At 70.8% G+C, this 23,752-nt stretch carries 14 protein-coding genes; 4 read left to right on the forward strand and 10 right to left on the reverse strand.

What is annotated here, in order from left to right; all coding sequences use genetic code 11:
• Positions 1-173: 173 nt before the first annotated feature.
• Together JUB13_RS21680 and JUB13_RS21685 are read left to right on the forward strand one after the other, a co-directional pair.
• Positions 174-3,839: a hydantoinase B/oxoprolinase family protein gene (locus JUB13_RS21680; protein WP_207482554.1), complete on the forward strand. Its 3,666-nt coding sequence runs from the start codon at positions 174-176 to the stop codon at positions 3,837-3,839.
• 204 nt (positions 3,840-4,043) lie between these two features.
• Positions 4,044-6,638 (forward strand): methyl-accepting chemotaxis protein, encoded by a 2,595-nt coding sequence (locus JUB13_RS21685; protein WP_207482557.1) that lies wholly within the window; start codon positions 4,044-4,046, stop codon positions 6,636-6,638.
• Between the two features lie 235 nt (positions 6,639-6,873).
• On the opposite strand, the gene JUB13_RS21690 is transcribed toward JUB13_RS21685, so the two are convergent.
• The 8 genes from JUB13_RS21690 to JUB13_RS21725 all read right to left on the reverse strand — a co-directional run bounded on the left by JUB13_RS21690 (position 6,874) and on the right by JUB13_RS21725 (position 17,547).
• Complete coding sequence (locus tag JUB13_RS21690) at positions 6,874-8,115, reverse strand: glycosyltransferase (protein ID WP_207482559.1); 1,242 nt, start codon at positions 8,113-8,115, stop codon at positions 6,874-6,876.
• On the reverse strand, positions 8,112-9,413 hold the full coding sequence (locus tag JUB13_RS21695) for a glycosyltransferase family 4 protein (RefSeq protein WP_207482561.1): 1,302 nt from the start codon (positions 9,411-9,413) through the stop codon (positions 8,112-8,114). Before JUB13_RS21695 ends, JUB13_RS21690 begins: the two co-directional genes overlap by 4 nt.
• 91 nt (positions 9,414-9,504) lie before the next feature.
• Complete coding sequence (locus JUB13_RS21700; protein WP_207482563.1) at positions 9,505-10,800, reverse strand: hypothetical protein; 1,296 nt, start codon at positions 10,798-10,800, stop codon at positions 9,505-9,507.
• Complete coding sequence (locus JUB13_RS21705) at positions 10,797-11,411, reverse strand: YdcF family protein (RefSeq protein ID WP_207482565.1); 615 nt, start codon at positions 11,409-11,411, stop codon at positions 10,797-10,799. Before JUB13_RS21705 ends, JUB13_RS21700 begins: the two co-directional genes overlap by 4 nt.
• An 88-nt stretch (positions 11,412-11,499) precedes the next feature.
• Positions 11,500-12,435 (reverse strand): glycosyltransferase family 2 protein, encoded by a 936-nt coding sequence (locus JUB13_RS21710; protein ID WP_207482567.1) that lies wholly within the window; start codon positions 12,433-12,435, stop codon positions 11,500-11,502.
• 40 nt (positions 12,436-12,475) lie between these two features.
• A complete protein-coding gene (locus JUB13_RS21715; RefSeq protein ID WP_207482569.1) occupies positions 12,476-13,675 on the reverse strand; it encodes a glycosyltransferase family 4 protein in 1,200 nt (399 codons plus the stop codon).
• Entirely contained in the window at positions 13,672-14,769 is a 1,098-nt protein-coding gene (locus JUB13_RS21720; RefSeq protein ID WP_207482571.1) for an MraY family glycosyltransferase, read from the reverse strand. Before JUB13_RS21720 ends, JUB13_RS21715 begins: the two co-directional genes overlap by 4 nt.
• A 237-nt stretch (positions 14,770-15,006) precedes the next feature.
• Complete coding sequence (locus JUB13_RS21725; protein ID WP_207482572.1) at positions 15,007-17,547, reverse strand: glycosyl hydrolase family 28-related protein; 2,541 nt, start codon at positions 17,545-17,547, stop codon at positions 15,007-15,009.
• Positions 17,548-17,994: 447 nt separating this feature from the next.
• Between JUB13_RS21725 and gmd the strand changes: the two genes are divergently transcribed.
• Both gmd and JUB13_RS21735 read left to right on the forward strand, forming a co-directional pair.
• Positions 17,995-19,065, forward strand: a complete 1,071-nt coding sequence (gmd, locus tag JUB13_RS21730; protein WP_207482574.1) for a GDP-mannose 4,6-dehydratase — start codon at positions 17,995-17,997, stop codon at positions 19,063-19,065.
• Positions 19,049-20,059 carry a GDP-L-fucose synthase family protein gene (locus tag JUB13_RS21735; protein WP_207482576.1) on the forward strand — a complete coding sequence of 337 codons (1,011 nt, stop codon included), beginning with the start codon at positions 19,049-19,051 and terminating at the stop codon, positions 20,057-20,059. The genes gmd and JUB13_RS21735 overlap by 17 nt, the downstream gene beginning before the upstream one ends.
• 80 nt (positions 20,060-20,139) lie before the next feature.
• On the opposite strand, the gene JUB13_RS21740 is transcribed toward JUB13_RS21735, so the two are convergent.
• Together JUB13_RS21740 and JUB13_RS21745 are read right to left on the reverse strand one after the other, a co-directional pair.
• Complete coding sequence (locus JUB13_RS21740; protein WP_207482578.1) at positions 20,140-21,444, reverse strand: polysaccharide biosynthesis/export family protein; 1,305 nt, start codon at positions 21,442-21,444, stop codon at positions 20,140-20,142.
• Positions 21,416-23,749, reverse strand: a complete 2,334-nt coding sequence (locus JUB13_RS21745) for a GumC family protein (protein ID WP_207482580.1) — start codon at positions 23,747-23,749, stop codon at positions 21,416-21,418. Before JUB13_RS21745 ends, JUB13_RS21740 begins: the two co-directional genes overlap by 29 nt.
• Between the last annotated feature and the right edge of the window lie 3 nt (positions 23,750-23,752).

Genomic DNA, 23,752 nt, shown 5'->3' on the forward strand with positions numbered 1-23,752 from the left:
CATCCCTGCGGGAATGCCGGTCTTCGCCTCTCCTATGAAGAGATCGTGAACACGATGATGACGTTTTGTCAACGTGATGTTGACTGATCGTTTCGCTTCTGGTTCGTATAACGCAACGCCCCGGGGTCCGGGGCGGCAGAAGCCGTATCGCACCTGAATGGGGGACAACCGTGATGAGCAAGGGCGCCGCACACCGCTGGGACTTCTGGATCGACCGCGGCGGCACCTTCACGGACGTGATCGGGCGCGCGCCGGACGGCACGCTGCATGCCCGCAAGGTGCTCTCCGAGAACCCCGAGGCATATCGCGACGCGGCCGTTCACGGCATCCGGCTGCACCTGGGGCTGCGCCCCGGCGAGCCGATCCCGACCGGCAGCATCGGAGAGGTGCGCATGGGCACCACGGTCGCCACCAACGCGCTGCTGGAGCGCAAGGGTGATCCGACGGCGCTGCTGACGACCCGCGGCTTCCGCGACGCGCTGGCAATCGGCTACCAGGCGCGCAACGACATCTTCGCGCGGCGAATTCTGAAGCCCGACCTGCTCTACGCCCGCGTCGCCGAGGTCGGCGAGCGCGTCCTGGCGGACGGCACGGTCGAGCGTCCCCTGGACGAGTCCGAGCTGCGCGCGGCCCTGGAGGAGATCCGCGATGCGGGCTTCCGCTCGCTCGCGATCGTCTTCATGCACGGCTACCGGCACTCCGCGCACGAGCGGCGCGCGGCGGAGATTGCCCGCGCCATGGGCTTCCCGCAGGTCTCGGTCTCCCACGAGGTCAGCCCCCTGATCAAGTTCGTGGGCCGCGGCGACACCACCGTGGTGGACGCCTATCTGTCGCCGATTCTCCGGCGCTACGTGTCCCAGGTCTCCGAGGAGCTGGACGTCGCGCGCACCGGCGCCCGGCTGATGTTCATGATGTCCTCGGGCGGCCTGACCGCGGCCGAGCTGTTCCAGGGCAAGGACGCAATCCTGTCCGGTCCGGCAGGCGGCGTGGTCGCGCTGGCGCGGACCGGCCAGGAGGCGGGCTTCACCAAGGTCATCGGCTTCGACATGGGCGGCACCTCGACCGACGTCGCGCATTTCGATGGCGAGTACGAGCGCGCCTTCGAGACCGAGGTGGCAGGCGTGCGCATGCGCGCGCCCATGATGCTGATCCACACCGTGGCCGCGGGCGGCGGCTCGATCCTGCACTACGACGGGGCGCGCTTCCGCGTCGGCCCCGATTCGGCCGGCGCCAATCCGGGTCCCGCCTGCTATCGCCGCGGCGGGCCGCTTGCGGTCACCGATGCGAACGTGATGGTCGGCAAGCTCGACCCGCGCTTCTTCCCCCCGATCTTCGGCCCGGCCCAGGACGAGCCGCTGGACACGGAGGCCGTGCGCGCGAAGTTCGAGGCCATGGCGGCGGAGATCGGCGACGGCAGGACGCCCGAGGAGGTCGCCGACGGCTTCCTGCGGATCGCCGTCGCCAACATGGCCGAGGCCATCAAGAAGATCTCGGTCCAGCGCGGCTACGACGTGACGGGGTACGCCCTCAATGCCTTCGGCGGGGCGAGCGGGCAGCACGCCTGCAAGGTCGCCGACGCGCTCGGCATGACCCGCGTGCTGATCCATCCGTTCTCGGGGCTGCTCTCGGCCTACGGGATGGGTCTCGCCGACATCCGCGCCCTGCGCCAGAAGGCGCTCGAGGCGGCGCTGGGTCCGGCGGCGCTGGAGGGGATCGCGGCCATCGCCGCCGATCTCGGCGGCGAGGCGCAGGCCGAAGTCGAGGGCCAGGGCGTTCCCGCCGACCGGCTGCAGACCCATGTCCGCGCCCATGTGCGCTACGCCGGGACCGACACGACGCTGGAGGTCACGGCCTTCTCCGCCATGGGAACCGTGCCGCTGGCCGAGGCCGCCCGCTCGATGGCCGCGGAGCCCATGCAGGAGGCCTTCGAGTCCGCCCACAAGGCGCGGTTCGGCTTCATCGACCGAAGCAAGGAGCTGGTCGTCGAGGCCGTCTCGGTGGAGGTCGTGGGCGGCGGATCCGAGGCAGCCGCACAGCGTGGCGCCGCGGCCGAGCGCCCCCTGCCCGACCCCGCCGAGCGCACCCGGTTCTTCTCGGACGGAGCTTGGCACCAGGTGGCAGTCTACACCCGCGACCAGCTCGCCCCCGGGCACCGGGTTATGGGCCCCGCGCTGATCATCGAGCCCAACCAGACCGTGGTGGTGGAGGACGGCTGGCGCGCCGGCCTGACCGCGCGCGACCATCTGGTGCTCGAGCGCGCGGTGCCGCTGCCCCGGCGCACCGCCGTCGGCACCGACGCCGACCCGGTGATGCTGGAGATCTTCAACAATCTCTTCATGTCCATCGCCGAGCAGATGGGCGTGACGCTGCAGAACACGGCCTATTCCGTCAACATCAAGGAGCGCCTGGATTTCTCCTGCGCGGTGTTCGACGCCTCGGGCGCGCTGGTCGCCAACGCCCCTCACATGCCCGTGCATCTGGGCTCCATGGACCGGTCCGTGGAGAGCATCATCCGCAACAACGCGGACATCAAGCCGGGCGACGTCTTCGCGATCAACGCCCCCTACAACGGCGGCACGCACCTGCCCGACATCACGGTGTGCACGCCCGTCTTCGACGAGCGCGGCCAACGGATCCTGTTCTGGGTCGCCTCGCGCGGGCACCATGCCGATGTCGGCGGGACGGCGCCGGGATCCATGTCCCCGACCGCCACCACCATCGACGAGGAAGGCGTCTACATCGACAACTTCAAGCTGGTCGATCGCGGCGCCTTCCGCGAGCGCGAGCTGGTGGAACTGCTGACCGGCGCCGCCTGGCCGGTGCGCAACGTCGTGCAGAACATCAACGACCTGAAGGCTCAGATCGCGGCCAACGAGAAGGGCGTGGCCGAGCTGCGCAAGATGATCGACCAGTTCGGGCTCGACGTCGTTCAGGCCTATATGGGCCACGTCCAGGACAATGCCGCCGAGAGCGTGCGCCGCGTGCTCGACCGGCTCTCGGACGCCGAGTTCACCTATCCGATGGACCAGGGCTGCCGGATCCAGGTGAGGATCACCGTGGACAGGGTCCGGCGCGAGGCGACGGTGGACTTCACCGGCACCTCGGAGCAGCGCCCGGACAACTTTAACGCGCCCGAACCCGTAACGCGGGCCGCCGTCCTCTACGTCTTCCGCGTGATGGTCGAGGACGCGATCCCCATGAACGCAGGCTGCCTGCGGCCGATCCGGATCGTGGTGCCCGACGGCTCCATGCTCTCGCCCAAGCGGCCGGCGGCGGTGGTCGCGGGCAATGTGGAGGTCTCGCAGGCCGTCACCAACTGCCTGTTCGGCGCGCTCGGCGCGCTGGCCGCAGCGCAGGGCACCATGAACAACCTGACCTTCGGCAACGAGCGGCACCAGTACTACGAGACCATCTGCTCGGGCGCCCCGGCGGGCGAAGGCTTCGACGGCGCGCCCGGCGTGCACACGCACATGACGAACTCGCGCCTGACCGACCCGGAGATCCTGGAATACCGCTTCCCCGTGGTGCTCGAGGACTTCCACATCCGCCAGGGATCCGGTGGCCGCGGCCGCTGGAACGCCGGCGACGGCACCAGCCGGACCATCCGGTTCCTGGAGCGCATGGACTGCGCGATCCTGTCGGGGCACAGGAAGGTCCGGCCTTTCGGCCTTCTCGGCGGGGAGCCCGGCGAGCTCGGTCGGAACCTCGTGCGCCGCGCGGACGGGCAGGTCCAGCAGCTCGGCGGCTGCGACCAGACCACGCTGGAGGCTGGAGAGGCCGTGACGATCGTGACGCCGACCGGGGGCGGCTTTGGCCCACCCGGCGAGCGCGGCCGCTGAGGTGGTCGCGCCCCGTTTCGGGGCAGGATCCGCCCGGCATGGAACTTGCTGCCGGCTTCCGGCAGGTGCCCGACGCGCAGGGACGCGCGGCGCCTGCTGGGCCCGGATCGGGCCGGCGCTGGAGCGCGTGGATCCGCTCTAGGTTCAATGGGTAGGAAGTGGCTCGAGGTTCAGGGCGAACCCCAAGTCGCTTTAGGGGGAACGATGAGCACGACGGTACAGGGCGCGGCGGGCAAGGTCGAATTCCGGCACAGCATCCGCGGCAAGCTATGGCTGGCATTCGGGGTGACCGTGGCGCTGACCGGCTGCGCCGGGCTCGTCGGCATCCTGTCCTACAGGGAGATCGGGCAGCGGCTCGCGACCATCGCGGGGGAAAGCCTGCCCGCGATCTCCGAGGTGCGCGGCTTGGCCGAGCTCAGCACGGCCGTCGCGGCGGCCGGCCCGAGTCTGGCGGCGGCCTCCGATGAGGCGCGACGTCAGGCTGCATTCGAGGCAATTGGCGCGCGAACGGGCACATTGCTCGCGGCGCTGCGCGATGTCGAAGCACGGCTGAAAGCCGATGCGCAGGTGGCCGAGCTGGACGGCAAGGCGCGCGCCGTGATCGCGAACCTGGACCGCCTGAACGCCGCCGTCGGCGAAAGGCTGGTCGCCGCCGCCGAAAAGGAGCGCGCCCTGGCGCGCCTGCTGGAGACCCATGCGCGCGTCGCCGCGACGCTGACCCCGCTGCGCGAAGCCGCGCAGGAGCGGCTGAAGTCTGAAAGCGGCAAGCTGACCGAGGACACCGGCGCCGCCCTGCGGGCCCTGACCGGCGAGGCGATCGGCGGCCTGATCGATCTCTACGAGCTGCGCCGTGCCGTGGCCGCCGCCGCGGGCAGCGCGGCCGCCGCCGTCCAGGCCCCGGCGCGGGAGCTGGACGGGCTCTGGCAGGGCTACGTCAATGCCATGATGGACGTCCAGAACCGCGGCGGCGCCGTGCTCGCGCGGACCGGCGAAGCGACGCTGGAACCTTTGCTCCAGGGCCTCTGGACGGTCGGCGCCGAGGGCACCGGCGTCTTCGATACACGCCGCCGCGCCGTGGGTTCGCCCGCCGACGGCGCGGCTGCCCGCCGTGCGGCGGAGCTGGGCGCCGAGGCGGCGCGGCTGGCCGGCGAAATCGAGGCCGCGATCGAACCCCTGATCGTCGCGGCGCGCACCGGCATCCTGTTGTCGGGCCGTCGGCTCGAAGGCAACACGGCCTCGTCCGTCGCCACCTTCCTGGAACAGGGCGTCGATCCGCTGACGGTCTACCTGGAGCTTTCCGCCCACTCCAACGCCCTCAACGGGATCCTGTCCGAGGGCGCGGCGGCGCCCGACACGCAGCGCCTGGCAATACTGGCCGGGAACGCAACGACCGGTCTGGCCGGCCTGCGGAACCTCGCGGGCAAGGCGCCCGAGGCCGATCGCGCCGGGATCCTGGCTGCGGTCGACGCATATGCCGCCCTGGCGGAGGGACCGGCCTCGCTTCCCGGCCTGCGCGGGACCGAGCTGCGCCTCCAGGCCGAGGCCGAGCGCCTGCTGGAGCAGAACCGCCAGCTCGCCGAGGTGCTCGGGGCCGTCGTGGCGGACCTTGTCGCCCGGGAGCAGGCCCGGGCCGACGCCGCGGCCGCCGCCTCCCACCGGGCAATCTCCGGCGGGCAGGCGCTGCTTGCCGCGATCGTCGCCGTCAGCGTGGCGGCCGGGCTGCTGATCGGCTGGCTCTATGTCGGCCGGATCGTGGCCGCGCGCCTGTCGGCGCTCGCCGAGGCCATGCGCCGCGTCGCGGCCGGCGATCTCGACATGCCGATCCAGGTCGCGGGCCGCGACGAGATCGCGACCATGACCTCCGCGCTCCTGGTCTTCCGGGACGCGACCCGCGCCGTGGCCGAAGCCAGCGCCCAAGCGGACCGGCAGCGCGACACCGCAGCCGCGGAGCGGCGCGCGATGCTGAGCCGCCTGGCGGACGAGTTCGAGGCGACCGTGCAGGCCGTGGTCGCGAGGGTGCTGGACAGCGCCACCACGCTGCGCGGCGCCGCGGGGAACATGGCCGACAACGCGGGCCGGACCCAGCAGGATGCGGCCGACGCCTCGGCCGCCGGCCACAGGACCAGCGCCAACGTCCAGGCCGTTGCGGCCTCGACCGAGGAGCTGAACGCCTCGATCACCGAGATCGGCCGCCGCATGGCCGACTCGGTCCGCCTGGTGGGCGGAACGGTGGAGGCCGTGACCGAGGCGGACAGCACGGTTCGCCAGCTTGACGAGGCGGCAGCCAGGATCGGCCAGATCGTGACGATGATCGAGGAGGTCGCTTCCCAGACCAGCCTTCTGGCGCTGAACGCCACGATCGAGGCGGCACGGGCCGGCGAGGCCGGAAAGGGCTTCGCGGTGGTGGCATCCGAGGTCAAGACCCTGGCGACCCAGACCGCCCGCGCCACCGAGGAGATCTCGGGCCAGATCGCTTCCGTCCAGGAGATCAGCCGCCGCACGGTGGCGGCCCTGCAGGCGATCTCGCGCACGGTGACCGAGGTGAACGCCGTCACCGTCGCCGTCTCGGGCGCCATCGAGGAGCAGCAGGCGGCCACCCAGGAGATTGCCCGCAACATCGCGGAGGCCGCCCAGGGGGCCGGCATGGTCCTCCACTCCATCGAGACCGTCGGGCATGCCGCGACGGAGACCGGAGGCGCGGCCGGGCGCGTGCTGGGCGCGGCCGAGCAGCTCTTCACGGAGGCCGAGTCGATGCACGGGCATGTGGGCGGCTTCCTCGCCAATGTCAGGAGCGCATGAGCCGGGCAACGGCCGGGCGGTACCTTGCGGCCCCCCGGCCGTCTCATCCGGTCGAGGATCTGGCGGTCGAGATTCGTTTTTGTTGATCCGGGTCAATTGCTGCCCTTGCGGATTGCGGCAGACCTCGGGCGCAGACTGCCGGAGACGAAGCCATGACCGCGACCCACCCGCGCGACGAAAGCGCCTTCTGCCACCTGACCCGACCCCTCGCAACCCAGCCGTCACGCCCCAGCCGTCACGCCATGCGCACATGGGCCGGCCGCTCCTGGCGGCCGCAGAGCCAGCGGTAGACCTCCTCCATCTGCCGGGCCACCACGGGCCAGGAGAACCTCTCGTCCACCAAGGCGAAGCCGTTGCGCCCGATTGCCCGCCGGCGCGCCTCGGGCATCGCGAACAGCGTTCCCAGCGCCAGCGCCAGGCTCTCGACCTCGGGCTCGGCCCGCAGCGCCGCATCCATCGCGAAGCCCTCCGGCAGGTTGCAGCGTGGCGTGATGATGGCCGGCAGGGCATAGGACCAGGCCTCCAGCACGGCCATGGGCAGACCCTCGCTGACCGAGGGAAGAACGAAGGCGTCGGCTGCGGCCAGGGTCGCCGCCTTGTCGGCGCCGTGCTGCGGGCCAATGAAGGAGACATGCTCCTCCAGCGCCAGCGCCCCGGCCATCGCCTTCAGCTCGGCGGCGTGCCCGCCCTGGTCCCAGCCGGCAATCACGAGCCGCCACGGCGCGGCTAGGCGGGGATCGCGCCGCCGCGCCACCTCCCAGGCGCGGATCAGGGCGGCAATGCCCTTCTGCGGCGCCACCCGGCCAAGGAAGAGCAGTACCTTCGCCTCGGCCGGAAGCGCCCGCCGCCACGCGGCGCCCCTGCCCGGCGGCGTGCGGATCTCCACGCCGTTGGGGACGACGCAGACGGGGTTGCGCAGGCCGGCCGCCCGGATCGCGTCCAGCTCGGACTGGCACAGCGCATGGATGCAGGCGGCCTCCCGGAGGTTCCGCTCCTCGTACAGGACGCGTGCGGCACGCTTCTTCCAGCCGCTGTGGGCCAGCGCCCAGGCGTCCAGATGCCCGTGGGGGCTGACGACGTAGGGGCGTCCATGGACGTGGCCCCAGCGCCGCGCCGCGAGGCTGACGTATTTCCAGAGGCCGTGCACATGGAGGACATCGAGCGACGCGCCTTGCAGGACCCGGACGAGCGGCGCCGAATAGCCGAAGGATTCCGGCCCCAGGACCGGCGAGACGGTCAAGGGCACGTCGCCCCAGGCGGCGCGGTCCGCGGCGGTATGGGCGTCCTGCAGGCCGAAGAGCGCGACCTCGGTCCGCGGCGGCTGGTGCAGGTGTCGCGTCAGCCCGCGCAGGCATTCGAAGACGCCGCCCCCGCTCCTGGAGACCGAGGCGACAAGCGTTCCGACCCGGAGGGGCTGTGTGGCCGGATCCTGGACGGCACCCGCGAAAAAGGGGCGCGGCAAGGTCGACATCGTCATGCGGCATTCTCCTGTCGCGTGCGGGCCGCCGTGTCGGCGTTCCGGGCCGAGGCCTGGTCGGAAGCAGGGTCCAGGGCCGGGCTGCGGACGGACCGCAGTTCCCGGCAGAGGCGTCGGCCATAGGCCTGCAGGTCGAAGTCCTGCGCGCGGCGGCGCGCGTTCTCGGCCATAGCGCGGCGCAGGTCAGGCTCAGCGGCCAGGGTCTCGACGGCCTGCGTGATCGCGTCAACGTCGCGGATCGGGACGACGTACCCGTCGGTCCCGTCGCGCACGACACTGCCGGTGTTGGCGGTCACGATCGCCGGCAGGCCGGCCGTCATGGCCTCGTAGACGGCGGTGGCCGACCCCTCGCAGATCGAGGGCAGGAGGAACACGTCGGCCCAGGCGTAGTGGGAGAGGATCTCTGCGCGCGGCACGCCGGGGATGAACTCCAGCCCTTCGGCCAGGGCGGCGCGCGGTGCCGGCCCGAGATCGCAGGGACCGATCAGCCGGAACTGCGCGCGGCCCCTGAGCCGGCGCGCGGCCTCCAGTACGTAGGGCGATCCCTTCCGCAGACCGACGCTGCCGACCGTCAGCACCCGCAGCGGGCCGCCATGGGACGCGCGCGCAGGCAGAGAGAAACGTGCATCGACGCCATAGGGCACGACCACGCAGCGCCGGGGATCCCCACCCTGGTCGATCACCCCCTGGCGGACGAACTCCGACCCGCAGACGACCAGGTTCGCGGCCGCCCATTCCGCCCGCTCGCGCGCGGCATAGGTCCCGGCCAGCCTGTCGGCGACGGCGGGCGGCTGCCAGTCCGGAAATCGCTCGGCCTCCTCCTGGACCAGTCGGTCCACGATCTCGCGCGGGGCGATGATCTGCTCCACGGCGGTCCAGAGCCCCCGCGCCCGTGCAGCCGTCAGGAGTTCGAGGCATTCCCCACTATAGGCGTAGACCCCCGCGGCCCGCCCGAAATCCGCAGCGGCGACGGCGCGCGCCAGCTTCCTCCCCGCCCAGAGATGAGCCGCGGTGCTCTGCGTCGGCGTGCGCGCCGCCATGCGCATCAGGGCGAAGGCCAGCCCGATCCCGCCGAAGCTCGTGATGCGCTCGTCAGGCACCTGCCAGGGGATGCGGCCGGCGAGGCGCCGCACGGCCGCAGGCTGCAGGCGCCGCGGAACGGCCCCGAGCAGCCGCGGCCAGCCGCGCGTGCCGCAGATGTCCGTGTAGAACCGCTCCAGCATCCCCGAAGATGCGAGGAGACGGGGAACAGCGTAATGCATGCGTGCGCCAAGCTGGCTGACGATGACCTTGTCCATCTCACCGCCTCTGTCTCGTTGATGCCCGCCTCGTGATGTCTGTCCGTCGAGAACCGACCGGGCCCGGTCCGCTCCCCTGCCCCCGGCTTCCTCACCCCGGCCGCGCCGCCGTCCCGAGCGATCCTGCCGCGGGGCGCGGGTTCGGCGCCGCCCCGCCCCGGGGAGCCGGGCAGCGCGCGAACCACAGGACCGGAAGCATGAAGAGCGCCATATGCAGCCAGGTCGACGGCACCCACTGGGTATGGTGGGAGATGGCGTTCATCGCGGGGGCGGCGGAGAACATGTAGATGATCTGCGGGACCGCCCAGCCCTGCCGCGCCGCCTGCCAGACGCGGCAGAGAAGGTGGGAGATCAGCAGGAACTTCACCGCGCCGAACCACCAGAATGACCGGAACGCGTCGGCCATTCCCGTCTCGGTCGTGCCGTAGACCGGGTTGTATTCCGAGGGACCCGGCCTCGGGATGTCGAGCATGAGCTGCTGCTTGAGGTCCTGGCCGAGGAGCTGGGCCGGGAAGTAGTTGAAGACGAAGATGTTCCAGTGCCACGCCCCGAAGTCGAGCTGCATGTCGCGGTCGGCGGCGTTGATCAGGATCAGGGCGTTGGGCATCTCCAGCCCGCCCTTTTCGAGCCCCTTCGCGAAGTTCTCCATGACGGGGATCTCGGCGATATCGGCAAGCTCCGGCCGGCCCTTGGTCCGCGTGATGTCGCGGTACTCGGCGACGCTCTCCATGACCAGGGTTCCGGCCACCACCCCAGCGACCACCAGCAGGCGCGGCAGCGTGCGGTCCCGGTGGAAGAAGGTCGCCAGTGCGACCATCAGGACGAGTTCGACGGTCTCGCCGCGCTTGCCCGTCACGAAGATCCGGTCGAGGTAGAGCAGCGCGTCGAAGGCCACGATCGCCAGCGCCGGCAGCGAGGGGCGCCGCATGAGGCAGAGAAGGGCGATACCCATGCCATAGGGCAGCAGCTTCGAGAAGAAGAGCTGCATGACGGGCACCCCCGTCATGCCGGTCATCACGGCCAGCTCGCCCGAGCGTCGGCTGAGCTCGAAGTAGAAGACCGCACCCGCGGCCGAGAGGGCGGCCGCGCCGAGAAGCAGCCGTCCCTCGTCGAGCGTCCAGCGGAAGGAGCGGAGCGCCGGCGCGGTGTCGGACCATCCCAGCCGGATCATGGCGAAGCAGAGAATGGTGAAGCAGACCGTCATCTCGTAGGCGCCGGCCGGCAGGAACCGGTTGTCGATCATCGCCGGAAGCTGCGGAAGGATGAAGGACACGGCCATGGCGCCCGCGAGGAACGGGTATTCGTAGATCCTGTGCGGCCGCGTCAGGCCGCCAAGGATCAGCAGCAGCGCCTGGGCGACGAAGGTCCACGTCACGATCCAGCTCATGGCGCCAATCCCCGCGCCGCCGGGAGATCGGAGGCCGGCGCTCCGAAGCCGGTGCCATAGCGTGCGGCGTACCAGGCGATCTTCAGGAACTCCTGAGCCACGGTGAGCCGGGCGAGGCCCCGAATGCTGCGCCAGTGCGCATCGTGCTCGTCCGCGGCGGCCACCATCAGGGCCGTCGCCGGCGAGGCCGCCCGGAAGCAGCCCAGCGCACGCCGGGTGTGATACCAGCTCGTGACGAGGATCGCGCTGCGGGCGCCCAGCTCCGAGAGGATCGCCGCCGAGCGGCTGGCGTTCTCGTGCGTGCTGCGGGATTGGCACTCGACGACGATGCGTGCGGCGGGAACGCCGCGCCGGACCAGCGCCCCGCGGACTGTCTCGCAGTCGCCAGCTCCGGTGACCAGCACCCGGGGCGCGAGACCGTCGGCGAAGAGCCGCGCCCCGAGCGCGGCACGGGGCCCCGCATCGCCTCCCAGGACGATGATGACGTCGGACGGGTGGAGATCGGTCCTGACGAGCAGCAGCGGGCCGAGAAGCGAAGCCGCGGCCATCAGCGCCAGGACCAGCCCCAGGCACCCAAGCGCCAGCCGGAGCGACCGCCCTGCCCTCAGCATGCCGGCTGATGTCCTGGACGAAATCCCGCGCGCAGGATCGCCGGCGCGGCCGGCCGGCCGCGGAACCGCATGTGCATGGGGGTGCCCGTCAGCCGTGACCGCCATCGCGCACCATGCCCGGCTGGATCTCGCCCATCCCAGATGCGGCGGCTGCGGAGGCTGTTCCGGCCCGGACGAGATGCCGGGGCTCGAAGAACGGCGCGTGCGGCACCCGGCGCTCGTGCAACTTGGCATCCACGAGGAAGCGGTACCAGAAACACTGGAGCACGCAGTAGACCAGGCCCGGGATGCCGTCGAGGAAGCCCAGCCGGACGAAGTACTTGTAGAGGAACAGCGCGAAGGGTCGCAGCAGGAGCGGGGCGCGGTAGTACATGGCCTTGCGGAAGCGCGCCCGCTCGATCGGGTTCCCGGCGGCGTCGGGACGGATCGCGGTCGAGGCTTCCTGCGCCTCCAGGTCCTCGACCTCCAGGTCGCTCCACCGGTTGTGGCGCGCGATCCACTCGGACAGCGAGGCGCGGTGGTCGTCCACGAAGGGCGCCGTCAGTGTCCGGCCGGTGCCGGACAGCACGAAATGCTGGTCGTATTTCCTGTCCTCGACCCGGACGCAGCCGGTCCGGAACAGGCGCATGTGGTAGGTCGGGTAATAGCCGCCATGCAGCAGGTCGCGGCCCATGAAACGGGTCAGCCGGCGGATGAAGAACCCGTCGACGCCCGGCGGCCAGGCGGCCTTCAGGGCGTTGATCTCGTCGACCAGCGCCTGCGTCAGGATCTCGTCGGCATCGAGATGGAGCTGCCAGCCATATCTGAGGTCCAGGTCGGAGATCGCCCAGTTCCTCTGGTCGGCGTAGTCCGCGAAGGCGCGTTGATGGCAGCGCGCGCCCATGGCCCTGACGAGGTCCACGGTCCCGTCGCGCGAAAAGGAATCCACCACGTGGATGTCATCGGAGACGAGCTTCGCGCGCGAGATCGTATCGGCGATCACGGCCTCGGAATTGCAGGTCAGGATGACCACGGAGATCGTCATCGGGGCTCTTCCTGGTGGTTTCCGGGGGCGAATGGGCCGGTCATGAGGCCATGCGCTCCCTGACGGTCCTGATCAGGTTCTTGACGGGCAGTGGCAGGTAGCTGCGCAGGCCAGGGCGAAGGCCGGGCGGCAGCCGCCAGCGCTCGATGTCCAGCGGATCGGCGACGGGCGGACGCGTCGCCGCAACGCGCTCGATCAGCAGTGCATAGCGTGACGCCATGGCCTCGACGCCGAAGCGCTCGTCCGCGACCATCGGCCCCGCTGCCCGCATCCGGGCCAACAGCGCGCCGTCGCGCAGGAGCCCTTCGACGGCGCGGGCGGCGGCACGGGTGTCGCCGACCGGAAAGAGCATCCCCGTCTTCCCGTGCTCCACGATGACGTCGGTGACGCCGCGCAGCAGGGAGGTCACGGGCACGCAGCCCGCCGCCATGGCCTCGATCACAGTCATCGGCAGCCCTTCGAAGCGGGACGGAGCGATCAGGCAGTCGTGCTCCTCCAGCAGGGCCTCGGCCCGCTCGGGCGGAACGGCACCGAGGAAGCGCACACGCGCGCCAAGGGCGGCGCAGCGCCCGCGCAGGCGCTGCAGGTCTGGCCCGTCGCCGGCCACGGTGAGCGTCACGGAATCCGGAAGCCTGGCCAGAATGTCTGGCAGCCAGAGCACACCCTTCGCCTGGTCCTCGACCCGGCCGAGCGACAGCAGGCGGAGGCGTCCCGGATCCGGCGCCGGCCCCGCCCGGTGCGCGCGGCGGTCGACGGCGTTCAGGATCGTCGTGATGCGGGCCTCGTCGAAGCCGTGGTGCAGCGTCAGGTCGCTCGTGATTCTCGGCGACACGCCGACCGTCGCGTGGACGTGGTCGCGCAGGGCCCGCGCCGAGGCGTAGATGCCGGGCGTGATGTTGTGGACGACCAGGATGCGCAGGAGATATCCGGGCAGGTAGCGGACCGCGTTGGTCTGGACCCGGTCGCCCCCGAGGTTCACCACGACGCCGTCGAAGCGATGCTCCAGGATCGCCTCAATGAGCGCCCGCGCCTCGGCGCGCTCGTCCCCCCCGGCGTCCGCAGCGACAAGTCCATGGGCGCGTTCGGCCGCCCAGACGGGATCGTGCAGGGCGCGGCGCGCCTCCTCGCCCCGGCCGACCCAGCGGAGGTCGATCCCGGCCTTGCACAGGCCCGCGCGCAGGTGGCGATACACCGTGAAGGTGCCGCCGATATGCGGGAAGGCGAGATAGGCGAGCTTCATAGGCCCGGGCTCCGGATCGGCAGCCCGGCGTCCTGCAACACGGCTCCTCCGCCCGCCGGGCGCCCCTTGCGCAGACGGTTCTCGGCACGCCGGACGAACCGGATATGGGCGGCGAGAGGCACGGCGAGCCCGGCCAGCATCACGGGGTCCGGCACCCCGGCGAGGATTCCCGCGACGCCGACCCCGCCCAGGACGAAGCTCGCGAGCACGATGAGACCGGCCGCCCGTCGCGCCGAGAAGCCGAGATCGAGCAGCAGGTGGTGGAGATGGCGGCGATCCGCCGCGAAAGGGCTGCGGCCGCCATGGATGCGGCGGAGGATCAGGCTGAGGGTGTCGATTGCCGGCAGCGCGCAGATCCAGAGCAGGCCCGGGAGCGGCGCCGTCGGCGCCGGTGCGGAGGCCAGGACGACGATGAAGAAGGCGATGCTGGCCCCCAGCATGGTGCTGCCGGCGTCGCCCATGAAGACCGATGCCCGCAGGCGCCAGGGATGGGGAAGATTGAAGACCAGGAAGCCGAGCGTCGCGGCCAGCAGGACGAGCACCGTGGCCTGCCCGCCATGCCGCTCCGCCCCGGCCACGACCGCCAGCCAGAAGAAGGCCGCCGCCGCGGCCCCGCCGGCAAGACCGTCCAGCCCATCCAGCATGTTGTAGGCATTGATCGCGCCGACGATCAGGAACAGCGTGAAGGGAAGCGCAAGGACGCCGAGATCGATGCGGCCTGCGCCGAGTTCCGCGAGCTCGCGGACGACGTGCCAGTCGGGGACGACCATGACAGCCGCCGCGACTGCCTGCACCGCGAGCCGGACCCGCGGGCGGAGGTCCCGGATGTCGTCGACGATACCGATTGCGACCAGGATGAAGAGCCCTGAGACGAGGCCCCAGGGCGCGCGCTGCGGCCATTCCACCAGCAGCACCGTGACCATGAAGGCCGCGAACATCGCCACGCCGCCCACCACCGGGATGCAGCCCTCGTGCAGCTTGCGGGCATTGGGCCGGTCAACCAGCCCCGCCGGCTCGGCGAGCTTGCCGAGCGCGATGATCAGCACGACCGCCAACAGGAACGCGTTCAGGAGATGTGTCGCATGGAGCGTCATGTCCCTCCCTCCCTGGCTGGAAGCCGGGATCCGCAGCGGGCGCCGTCCCGTCTGCCCTTGGTGCGCCGAAAGCGTAGCGAGGCGGCGGCGGCGCCTGGGATAGAGCAATTCTGCTGAGCGCGGTTCCGGATGGCCGAGGCTCGGCCATGCCCATGTCCATGTTGCGGAGCGGCGGCGGCGCATCCCCTCCGGCGAAAGGCGTAGGGGCCGGTCGCGGGCGCCCTCCGCCGGCCGCGATCAGTCCGCGGCGAGGCCTCGGGCGGGGGCGCCGCGGCCCGTAAGGGCGGCCGGCGGGGCGGCACGATCGAAGCCGTCCCAGGCATTCTCCCGGCCGATCCACGCCCTGTCCGAGCGCCTCACGAAGGCCAGGGTATCCGCCGGCGGCATGCGACCGCGCTCAAAGCGGTTCCGGAAGAGGACGCTTGCCGAGATCGGCGTGGTCGGCCCCGCGAACCGCCTGGCGGAAGGCAGCGGCGAGCGAGCCTCGAGGATGCCGATGCGGATGTCGGTGAAGCGATTCCCCTCGAACACGTTCATGACCTGCGCACCGGTCTCGAAGCCCTGCCAGGTCTCGAAATGCATGCCGGCACGGGCGAGATTCTCGCCGACATTCCCGCGATAGACGTTCCCGAGATGGCCGATCGAGCCCGGAACCTCCCCATGCACGTACATCGTGTGCATGACAAGGCCGTCGTAGGACTCTCCGACCAGGTTGTTCACGAGCAGGTTGAAGAAGACGGGGCTCAGCTCGGCACGGCCCTCGAGACCGATCGCCCACAGCTCGATCCCGCCGCGCATGCGCCGGAAGACGTTGCCATCGACCACGATATCGGAGCTGTTGCCGTAGATGTGCACGCCCGAGGAGGCGGTGTCGTAGGTGGCGTAGACGGGCTTGCCGTCGAGATCGTTCCCGTAGACCGCGACGCGCGACGCCGTCCCCGCGACGGTGACGCGGCTGCCGGGTTCAGGGACGACCTTCCAGTCCGGACTGACGACCAGGGTGTTCGTCGACGCGTCGACCTTCCCGATCCGACGAACCTGGCCGACCCCGGCTCCTGAGAGGACGAGGACATCGAACCTGCCTTCGAGAAGTGGGGGCAGGGTCCCAGGCGCCAGCGTCAGGCTGCCGGGCGTTCCCGAGGCGACGGCGGCACTTGCGAGCGCGCAGCACTGCTCGAACAGGATCTGCTCGCCGGCGTTGGGATCGCCGAACCGCGCGGGCGGGGGCGCAAGGGCCTTGGTCACGTTCCCTGCGATGTAGACATTGCGCAGGCTGCCGAAATGCGGCTGCGAGACGATGAACCGGCCGGCCGAGGATTTCGCGGGGTCGTCCGGGTCCAGATCCGCGGCCCGGTTTCGGGTGATCGCGATCTCGCCGCCGCCCCAGGTGGTGAGCGCGGAATTCGCCCCAGCCGACAGCCTGAAGTCGCAGCCATCGACGACGACCTGGCTGGACCGGCCCAGGAACCCGCCCTTGCCGACCAGCTCGACGTCGGACAGGACGAGGCCGCGGATGCCGTCGAGATGGAAGTAGGGGTCCGGGGCGGACACGATGCGCATGCCGGCGAGACGCACATTCCTGGAGAAGCGGATGAACACGGGCGTGCCCTGGCTCCCCTTCCCCTGCGTGCCGTCGATCGTGAGCCCCGTGATCTCCAAATCACTGCCGCCGAATGATCCTTCGGCGAAGAGCAGGGCCTGCGCCCTCTCGTCCCCGGGCACAGGTCGGAAGGACGAGGACGCCTTCAGCACGCTGCGGTCCCGTCCCTCGCCGACCAGGCGCAAGCCGTCCGGCAGGACGAAGCCCCGGCTGGACAGGTAGGTTCCCGCCGGGAAGAGCACGGTGGCTGGAGCATTGCGGCCGGCCTCCGCGATGGCGGCCTGGATCGCCGCCTCGTCGTCGGACCGGCCGTCCCCACGCGCGCCGTACCGGCGGACGTCGTATACGGGCCCCTGCCGCCCCGCCTGCCCCATCTCGGCCGCCGTCTCCGTCTGCGAGGCGACCTCCAGCGTCACCGGCGCGCCCCATCCGAAGCGGCCGCCATGGCCGTTGTGGGCCCATAGCGTGTAGGTCCCGGACGGCAGGGCGGCCGGCACGGTGAACACGATCCTGTAGGGGTTCACGGCGGTGACCTCGACCCAGGCCCCTGCCCGCTCCGGCGCGGCCAGGTAGACCCATGCCGCCGTCGTACCGTTGCCGCGGCTGAGGTTGCGCCCGTAAAGGGCAGCCGAACGGCCCGGAACGGCAGGCTGCGGGCCCGCCCACCATGCCTCCGCCCGGTTCAGGGCAAAGGGTGCGCCCCGCATGCCGACGCGCTCGGGCCATACGAGATACAGGGACCACGGGAGCGCGCCTTCGGGCACCGCCGCCGCCGCCGCGGTGCCCGATGCGGCCCAGGGACGGGCCTCGGATGCGACCGCGTCGGAGGGCGAGGTCTGGGAGAACACGCGGAAGCGGAGATCCTGCCCGAGCTCCGCACCGCTCACGACGAAGGTTTCGCCGGGTCCGGCGGTACGGGATGCCTCGGCGATGGCGGGCGTGGCGCCGCTGTCGAGGAGCGGCGGCTCGAACACGTCGAAGACGTCGGGCAGCTCGGGGCGGGGCTGCGGCTCCGTCAGCCCGAAATCCGAAGGGAGTGCCGCCCGGGCCGGGCGCGGCGCCGCGGGCTCCGCGCGGGCAGGCTGTGCTATCGCCCCGCCGGGCGTGGTGCCCAGCAGCACGCAAAGCAGGAGAGCGGTCAACCTGTCGTACCGCCCTTGGGCGAGGATCTGAAGCATGGATGGGCCCTCCGCGGGTGCCGGGCAGGCGCAAGCAGCTCCGGTCCCGCCGGCGATACGGGGGGCACCTTAGCCGCGCCGGCCGTGTCGTGCCGTTCGGCCGTAGGAAGGTGGCGCGACGAGGCGGCCGACCGCGGCTACGTCTTCGGGTGGCCCCGCGCATCCCTCGCGCATCCCTCTCAGGGCCGATCCGGGAATATGGGCGCCCTTCCTTGGTAGGCCCGGCCGTGCGTACGGACGCCGCGCGCCGTCATTCGGCCAAGATGAGGGGATCCCGGCCGGACGGTAGGCTCGGGGAACGGGTTTCAGGACGGGCGCCCGCTTCGGGGGGCCGCATCGGCGCACCGCCCGGCGCCACGCGCGGCAGGTGCTGCCTGTCAATGCGGCACATCCTTCCGGTCGCCCCGCCTGGACCTGCCCATCGGAACGCGGCATCGGGGGTGCGGAATGTCGAGGCGGGTCGCATTGATCCTCGGAGTGACGGGCCAGGACGGCGCGTATCTCTCCGAATTCCTGCTGGGGAAGGGCTACGTCGTGCACGGCGTCAAGCGCCGATCGTCCTCCTTCAACACGGCCCGGATCGACCACCTTTACCAGGATCCGCACCAGGGGAACGCCTGCTTCCACCTGCACTACGGCGATCTCACCGACGCAACGAACCTGGTGCGCCTCGTGCAGCAGATCCGTCCGGACGAGATCTACAATCTCGCGGCCCAGAGCCACGTCCAGGTCAGCTTCGAAACCCCGGAATACACCGCCAATGCGGACGGGCTCGGCACGCTGCGCCTGCTGGAGGCCATGCGGATCGTCGGGATCGCCGGAAGCTGCCGGTTCTACCAGGCCTCGACCTCCGAGCTCTTCGGTGGCGTGGGCCCCATCCCCCAGGACGAGGCGACGCCCTTCCATCCGCGCAGCCCCTACGCCGTCGCCAAGCTCTATGCCTACTGGATCACGGTGAACTACCGCGAGGCCTACGGGATGCATGCATCGAACGGCATCCTGTTCAACCACGAGAGCCCGATCCGCGGCGAGACCTTCGTCACGCGCAAGATCACGCGCGCCGTGGCCGCGATCCATCACGGGTTTCAGAGCAAGCTCTATCTCGGAAACCTCGACGCCCGTCGGGACTGGGGCCATGCCCGCGACTACGTGGCCGGCATGTGGCGGATCCTGCAGCAGGACGAGCCCGACGACTACGTCCTGGCGACGGGAGAGACGCATACGGTGCGCGAGTTCGTGGAGCTCGCCTTCCACCAGGTCGGCCGCGCCGTCGAATGGAACGGCAGCGGCGTCGAGGAGAAGGGATACGACCGCAGCACCGGAGAGGTGATCGTCGAGATTGATCCCAGGTACTTCCGGCACACCGAGGTCGATGTGCTCCTGGGCGATCCCTCGAAGGCCCGGGCCAGGCTCGGATGGTCGCACAGCATCAGCTTCCGCGACCTCGTGGCCGAGATGGTCGAGGCCGATCTGGCAACCGTCCTGAGGGAGGAGACCCGCAATGACCGATACGTTTGAGCGGCGCGCCGGCGCGCCGGCCTTCGAACTCGCCGGCCGGCGCGTCTGGGTCGCCGGGCATCGCGGAATGGTCGGCTCCGCCCTGTGTCGGCGCTTGGCGCGGGAGCCCTGCACCGTGCTGACGGTCGACCGACGCGAGCTCGACCTGATGGTGCAGCCGGCCGTCACCGACTGGATCGTGCGGGAAAGACCCGACCTGATCTTCGTCGCAGCCGCGCGCGTCGGCGGAATCCTCGCCAACGCGGCCAATCCCGCGACCTTCCTGTACGAGAACCTCCTGATCGCGACCAACATCATCTCGGCCGCCCACCGGGCGGGGACGGAGAAATTGGTCTTCCTCGCGAGCAGTTGCATCTATCCCAAGTTCGCGCCCCAGCCGATCCCGGAGGAGGCTCTTCTGACAGGCGCGCTGGAACCCACGAACGAGTCCTATGCCATCGCCAAGATCGCGGGCATGAAGCTGGCCGAGGCCTACAACCGCGAGCACGGACGCCGCTTCATCACCGCCATGCCCCCCAATCTCTACGGGCCGAACGACAATTTCGACCCCGGCACCTCGCACGTTCTGCCCGCGCTGATCCGGCGGATCCACGAGGCGCACCTGACCGGCGCGCCTTCGGTGACGATCTGGGGCAGCGGCACGCCCCTGCGCGAGTTCTTGCATGTCGACGACCTCGCCGATGCCTGCGTGTTCCTCGCCCGGCATTACGAGGCGCCCGGGCACGTCAATGTGGGCCCGGGAACCGAGATCTCCATCGCCGGGCTTGCCCGCCTCGTCGGCGAGATAGTCGGTTACGGCGGCGAGTTCGTCTTCGATACGTCGAAGCCCGATGGGACGCCGCGCAAGCTCCTGGACTGCACGCGGATGCAGGCACTCGGCTGGAAACCGTCGGTCGGCCTGCGCCAGGGCGTCGCTGCCGCCTACCGCGAATGGCTCGGCCGGCAGGAGGCGCCCGGGCCGCGGCACATCCCGAGCCGCCAGCCCGCGTTCTGATATCCCCTCGTCCCGGCACCGCCGGGACGAGACGCCGGCACCGCCGGGACGAGATCCCGGCGCTCCGGCAAGGCCGGATTTCAGCCGCCCCCCGGCCGTATGTCGGTGGCGACGGTCACCGTCTCCGGCCCGGCGCCGCTCTCGACGCGCAGGACGTCGCCGGGCTGCAGCGCCCCCAGCTCCGTGATGGAGATCACCTGGCGCTCGCCCTCGATCAAGCGAATCACCGAATAGGACGGCGCCCGTCGCTCCGCGGCGCGGGGCTGGCTCGTCTCCAGGCGGAGCCGGTCGACCATGGCCGCGCCCGAGGCGGCGCTGCCGTTCGCCCTGGAGAGCGCAAGCTCGACCTCGCGGAGATCCTCGGCGTTCTCGCGCTGCCAGATCGCACCGAGCTCGATCAACTTCTGATCGACCTCGAGCTGGCGCTGGTGCGCTCGCGCCAGGAAGGAGCGGAGCTCCAGCCCGTCCCGTTTCATGGTCGACATCTGGCGCTTCAGGTCGTTGATCCGAGTCTGGGTCGTATGCCCTCGCGACATCAGGCCTTCGGCCGTCCTGATCTCGTCGGCCAGCAGCGTGATCTCCTCGTCGTGGAGCCTGATGCTCTGCTCCAGCGAGCGGATCTCCTGGTCGTAACTGGCGCGCTGGTCCTCCAGGATCCTTCTCTGCGCAGCCTGGACGCCGCGCCTGACATTGAAGAGGTCCACCTCCTTCCTGAGCAGCGCCTGGGATCCCGCATCCGAGAACCCCGCCAGGGAGGAGCCGTCGAAGTCCTGTCCCGCGACCTCGGCCGCGAGGCGCGCCCGACGGATCACGAGCGAGGTCCGCAACAGCAGCGCGTCGCCGAGCTGCTGCTCGGCTCCGATGAGCTGTAGGACCTTGTTCTCGGCCTCCGCGGACAGGCGCAGGCCGCCTGCGAGGGAAACGAGCTCGAGCGGGACCATGCCGGGCCGGAACTGGTACGGTCCCGGCCGGGCCACGTTGCCCACCACGTAGACCGGTGCGTATTCCGCGATCTGCACGGCCGGGGCACCGCTGACCGGCACCTGGCCGGCCAGCCGGGCGACGAGCTGCCGTCCGATCTCGTCCACCGTCAGTTCGGCCACGGGGACGGTACCGGCCAGCGGATAGCTGATCGTGCCCTCCGGCCCGATGCGGAAGTCGCCCGAAAGCCGCTCGTCGTTGTAGACGACGATCCTCAGGACGTCGCCGGGACCGACCCGGTAGGCTGCGCCGCGTCCGGAGGCGCCGAGGTCGGCCGCCCGAAGGTCCGCGCAGGCCCATGAAACGGCGAGTGAGACGCCGGCTGCGAAGCCGCGCCAAGCCACGCGGCGCGTGCGCCCGGACGCATGCACGGGCTCAGGAGACCGGGTCGGGATGATCGTCATGGTACTTCTCTCCATTCGCACCCGAGGTCAGGACGCCGTTCGTTGCCGCGGCACCCTGCGCCGGACGCTGGGCGGCCGGGGCCGCGCCGCGCGACCGGTCCGCATGCAGCCGTATCTGCGCAGCCCACCTGGCGTGCAGGCTGCCGCCCCTGCTACGGACTGCTGGCGCGTGGTCGACGGCGTCCAGCACCTCCTGCGGGCTCCGGCGGGCGGCATTGAGAACGATCCCGGCGACGGCGGTCTCGCCGAGGCCGAGATGGTGGAGCGCCAACGCGACGTCGTCGATGGCGGTCACGCCCCAGCGCACCACCAGCAGGGCGGCATTCGCGACGCCTCCGACCGGGCCGGCATCCGGGGAGCCGAGGATCGCCGGCGTGTCGATGATCACCAGGTCGTATTCCTCCCGCAGTGCCGCCACGAGCACCCCGAACCGGGCCGAAGCGAGTAGCGGGCCGGCGTCGCCGGCATGGGGTCGGGCGGCGATCACATGGGCCGGCGACAGGGGATCGGTCCGTACTGCGTCGGGCCACTTCGCGTTGCCGGCGAGTACGTCGTTCAGCGCCGGCCCCGCCCCGATGCCGAAGGCTGCGCCGATGCCCGGACGTTTGAGATCGGCGTCCACCACGACCACCTGCCGGCCGAGCAGCGCCGCCGATCGAGCAAGGGCCGTGCAGAAGCTCGTCCGCCCCTCGCCGGGATTGGCGGAGGCGATCATCAGGACGGCCGGCTCCTGGGTGTCCAGCAGGCGGTCCAGGACGGCTGCCACGCGACGGACGGCGACGGAGCAGGGGGAACCCGGCGCGACCGAGGGCTGGCCTGCAAGGCCGCCGGAGTCGCTGCGGCCCACCCGCGGCACGACGGCGACGACCCGCGTCCCGGTCCGCGCCTCCAGCACGCCGCCTTGCAGCACGCGGCGATCGAGGCGGTCGCGGACCGTGGCGCCATAGATCCCGCCGCCGATGCCGCCGAGCAAAGCCAGGCCGAGCAGCGGCAGTCTGGATGAATCCGGCCGCTTGGGCGGCGTCGCCGCCGAGATCAGGCGGGCCTCGGGCGTCGCCAGCCCGTCCTGCTCGATGGTCTGCTTGTACCGCGTTAGAAAACTCTCGTACAAGGTGCTGTTGGCATTGGCGTCCCGCTGGAGCTGGTTCAGATGGATGGCCGCCCGCCTCGACTGCGCGACGGTCGCCTCCATCTCCCCCAGCGCCTCCATCAGTTCCAGCTCCTTGCGTTTGGCGACCTCGACCTCGCTGGCGAGGCTCGACAGGACACGCTGGATCTCGGTGAGAATTTGTCGCTGGATGCCTGCCTTCTGCGCCGCGAGCGCCGCTGCCTGCGGCCCCTTCATGGCGTCGAGCTGCTCGAGCTGCAGGAGCGAGCGGGTCGTCTCCATCTCGTCGCGGCGGAGCGACTGGATGGCGGGCGAGGCAAGGACCTCGGCGAAGCCGTCGATGGTGCCGTCGGAACGGGCGAGCTCCAGCGCGGTCTGCAGGCGCGCCTCGGCAGCCGCCCGCGCCGACCGGGCCAGGACGATTTCCGAGTTCAGGGCGTTGATGCGCAGCATCATCGGCGTCGTCTCGGCGACTTCAGAGAGGCCGGCTTCGTGCCGGAAGGTCTCGACCGCGAGCTCTGACCGCTCCAGCTCGATCCGCATGGTCTCGAGCTTGCTGCCGAGCCACTCGCTCGCGCTCTGGATGCCGGACGTCTGGAACTCCACCTGCTGATCGAGATAGGCCTGCGCGTAGGTGTTCGCGGCCTTGGCGGCGAAATCCGGATCGTAGGCGGTGAAGGCGACGTAGATCGTGTAGGACCGGCCGTCGTTGCTGACCTTCAGCCCGGACATAAGGCGGTCGACGATCTCGCGCCGGGCATCCGCTGCGGCCCCATCGGACCCAGCCGGGGCCCAGCCCCAGCGGAATGCGGCGCCGAGCAGCCCCTCCGGCGAGGACCACCAAGGCCGTTCGGGCCACAGCTCGGACGCGACCGCCTCGTCGAGCTTCAGCCGGTCGGCGACCCGCTCGGCCATGAGGCGCGAGCTGATCAGGTCGATTTCGGTCCGGATGACAGGCTCTTCCTGCGGAAGGGTCGAGATGATGTTTGCGGTGGGGCTGATCTGGATGTTGCGGACGTTGAGGGCCAGGACGGCCTCGGCCCGGTAGCGTGTCGGCGTCGTGAGCACGACCAGACTGGCGCAGGCGACGGCAATCAGCACGGAGCCGAGAACGATCAGTTTCCTCCGGGCAAGGAGCCGGAACCAGTCAACGGGGCCCGAGCGCACTTCGTCTGCCGGATGACGGGAAGCGATCATGCT

Origin of the sequence: Arenibaculum pallidiluteum (assembly GCF_017355985.1) — a bacterium.
Taxonomy (GTDB): domain Bacteria; phylum Pseudomonadota; class Alphaproteobacteria; order Azospirillales; family Azospirillaceae; genus Arenibaculum; species Arenibaculum pallidiluteum.

Excerpts from the sequence above, each read along its gene's own strand:
- JUB13_RS21680 (WP_207482554.1), top strand. The coding sequence starts at position 174 with ATGAGCAAGGGCGCCGCACACCGCTGGGACTTCTGGATCGACCGCGGC.
- JUB13_RS21685 (WP_207482557.1), top strand. The coding sequence starts at position 4,044 with ATGAGCACGACGGTACAGGGCGCGGCGGGCAAGGTCGAATTCCGGCAC.
- JUB13_RS21690 (WP_207482559.1), bottom strand. The coding sequence starts at position 8,115 with ATGACGATGTCGACCTTGCCGCGCCCCTTTTTCGCGGGTGCCGTCCAG.
- JUB13_RS21695 (WP_207482561.1), bottom strand. The coding sequence starts at position 9,413 with ATGGACAAGGTCATCGTCAGCCAGCTTGGCGCACGCATGCATTACGCT.
- JUB13_RS21700 (WP_207482563.1), bottom strand. The coding sequence starts at position 10,800 with ATGAGCTGGATCGTGACGTGGACCTTCGTCGCCCAGGCGCTGCTGCTG.
- JUB13_RS21705 (WP_207482565.1), bottom strand. The coding sequence starts at position 11,411 with ATGCTGAGGGCAGGGCGGTCGCTCCGGCTGGCGCTTGGGTGCCTGGGG.
- JUB13_RS21710 (WP_207482567.1), bottom strand. The coding sequence starts at position 12,435 with ATGACGATCTCCGTGGTCATCCTGACCTGCAATTCCGAGGCCGTGATC.
- JUB13_RS21715 (WP_207482569.1), bottom strand. The coding sequence starts at position 13,675 with ATGAAGCTCGCCTATCTCGCCTTCCCGCATATCGGCGGCACCTTCACG.
- JUB13_RS21720 (WP_207482571.1), bottom strand. The coding sequence starts at position 14,769 with ATGACGCTCCATGCGACACATCTCCTGAACGCGTTCCTGTTGGCGGTC.
- JUB13_RS21725 (WP_207482572.1), bottom strand. The coding sequence starts at position 17,547 with ATGCTTCAGATCCTCGCCCAAGGGCGGTACGACAGGTTGACCGCTCTC.
- gmd (WP_207482574.1), top strand. The coding sequence starts at position 17,995 with ATGTCGAGGCGGGTCGCATTGATCCTCGGAGTGACGGGCCAGGACGGC.
- JUB13_RS21735 (WP_207482576.1), top strand. The coding sequence starts at position 19,049 with ATGACCGATACGTTTGAGCGGCGCGCCGGCGCGCCGGCCTTCGAACTC.
- JUB13_RS21740 (WP_207482578.1), bottom strand. The coding sequence starts at position 21,444 with ATGACGATCATCCCGACCCGGTCTCCTGAGCCCGTGCATGCGTCCGGG.
- JUB13_RS21745 (WP_207482580.1), bottom strand. The coding sequence starts at position 23,749 with ATGATCGCTTCCCGTCATCCGGCAGACGAAGTGCGCTCGGGCCCCGTT.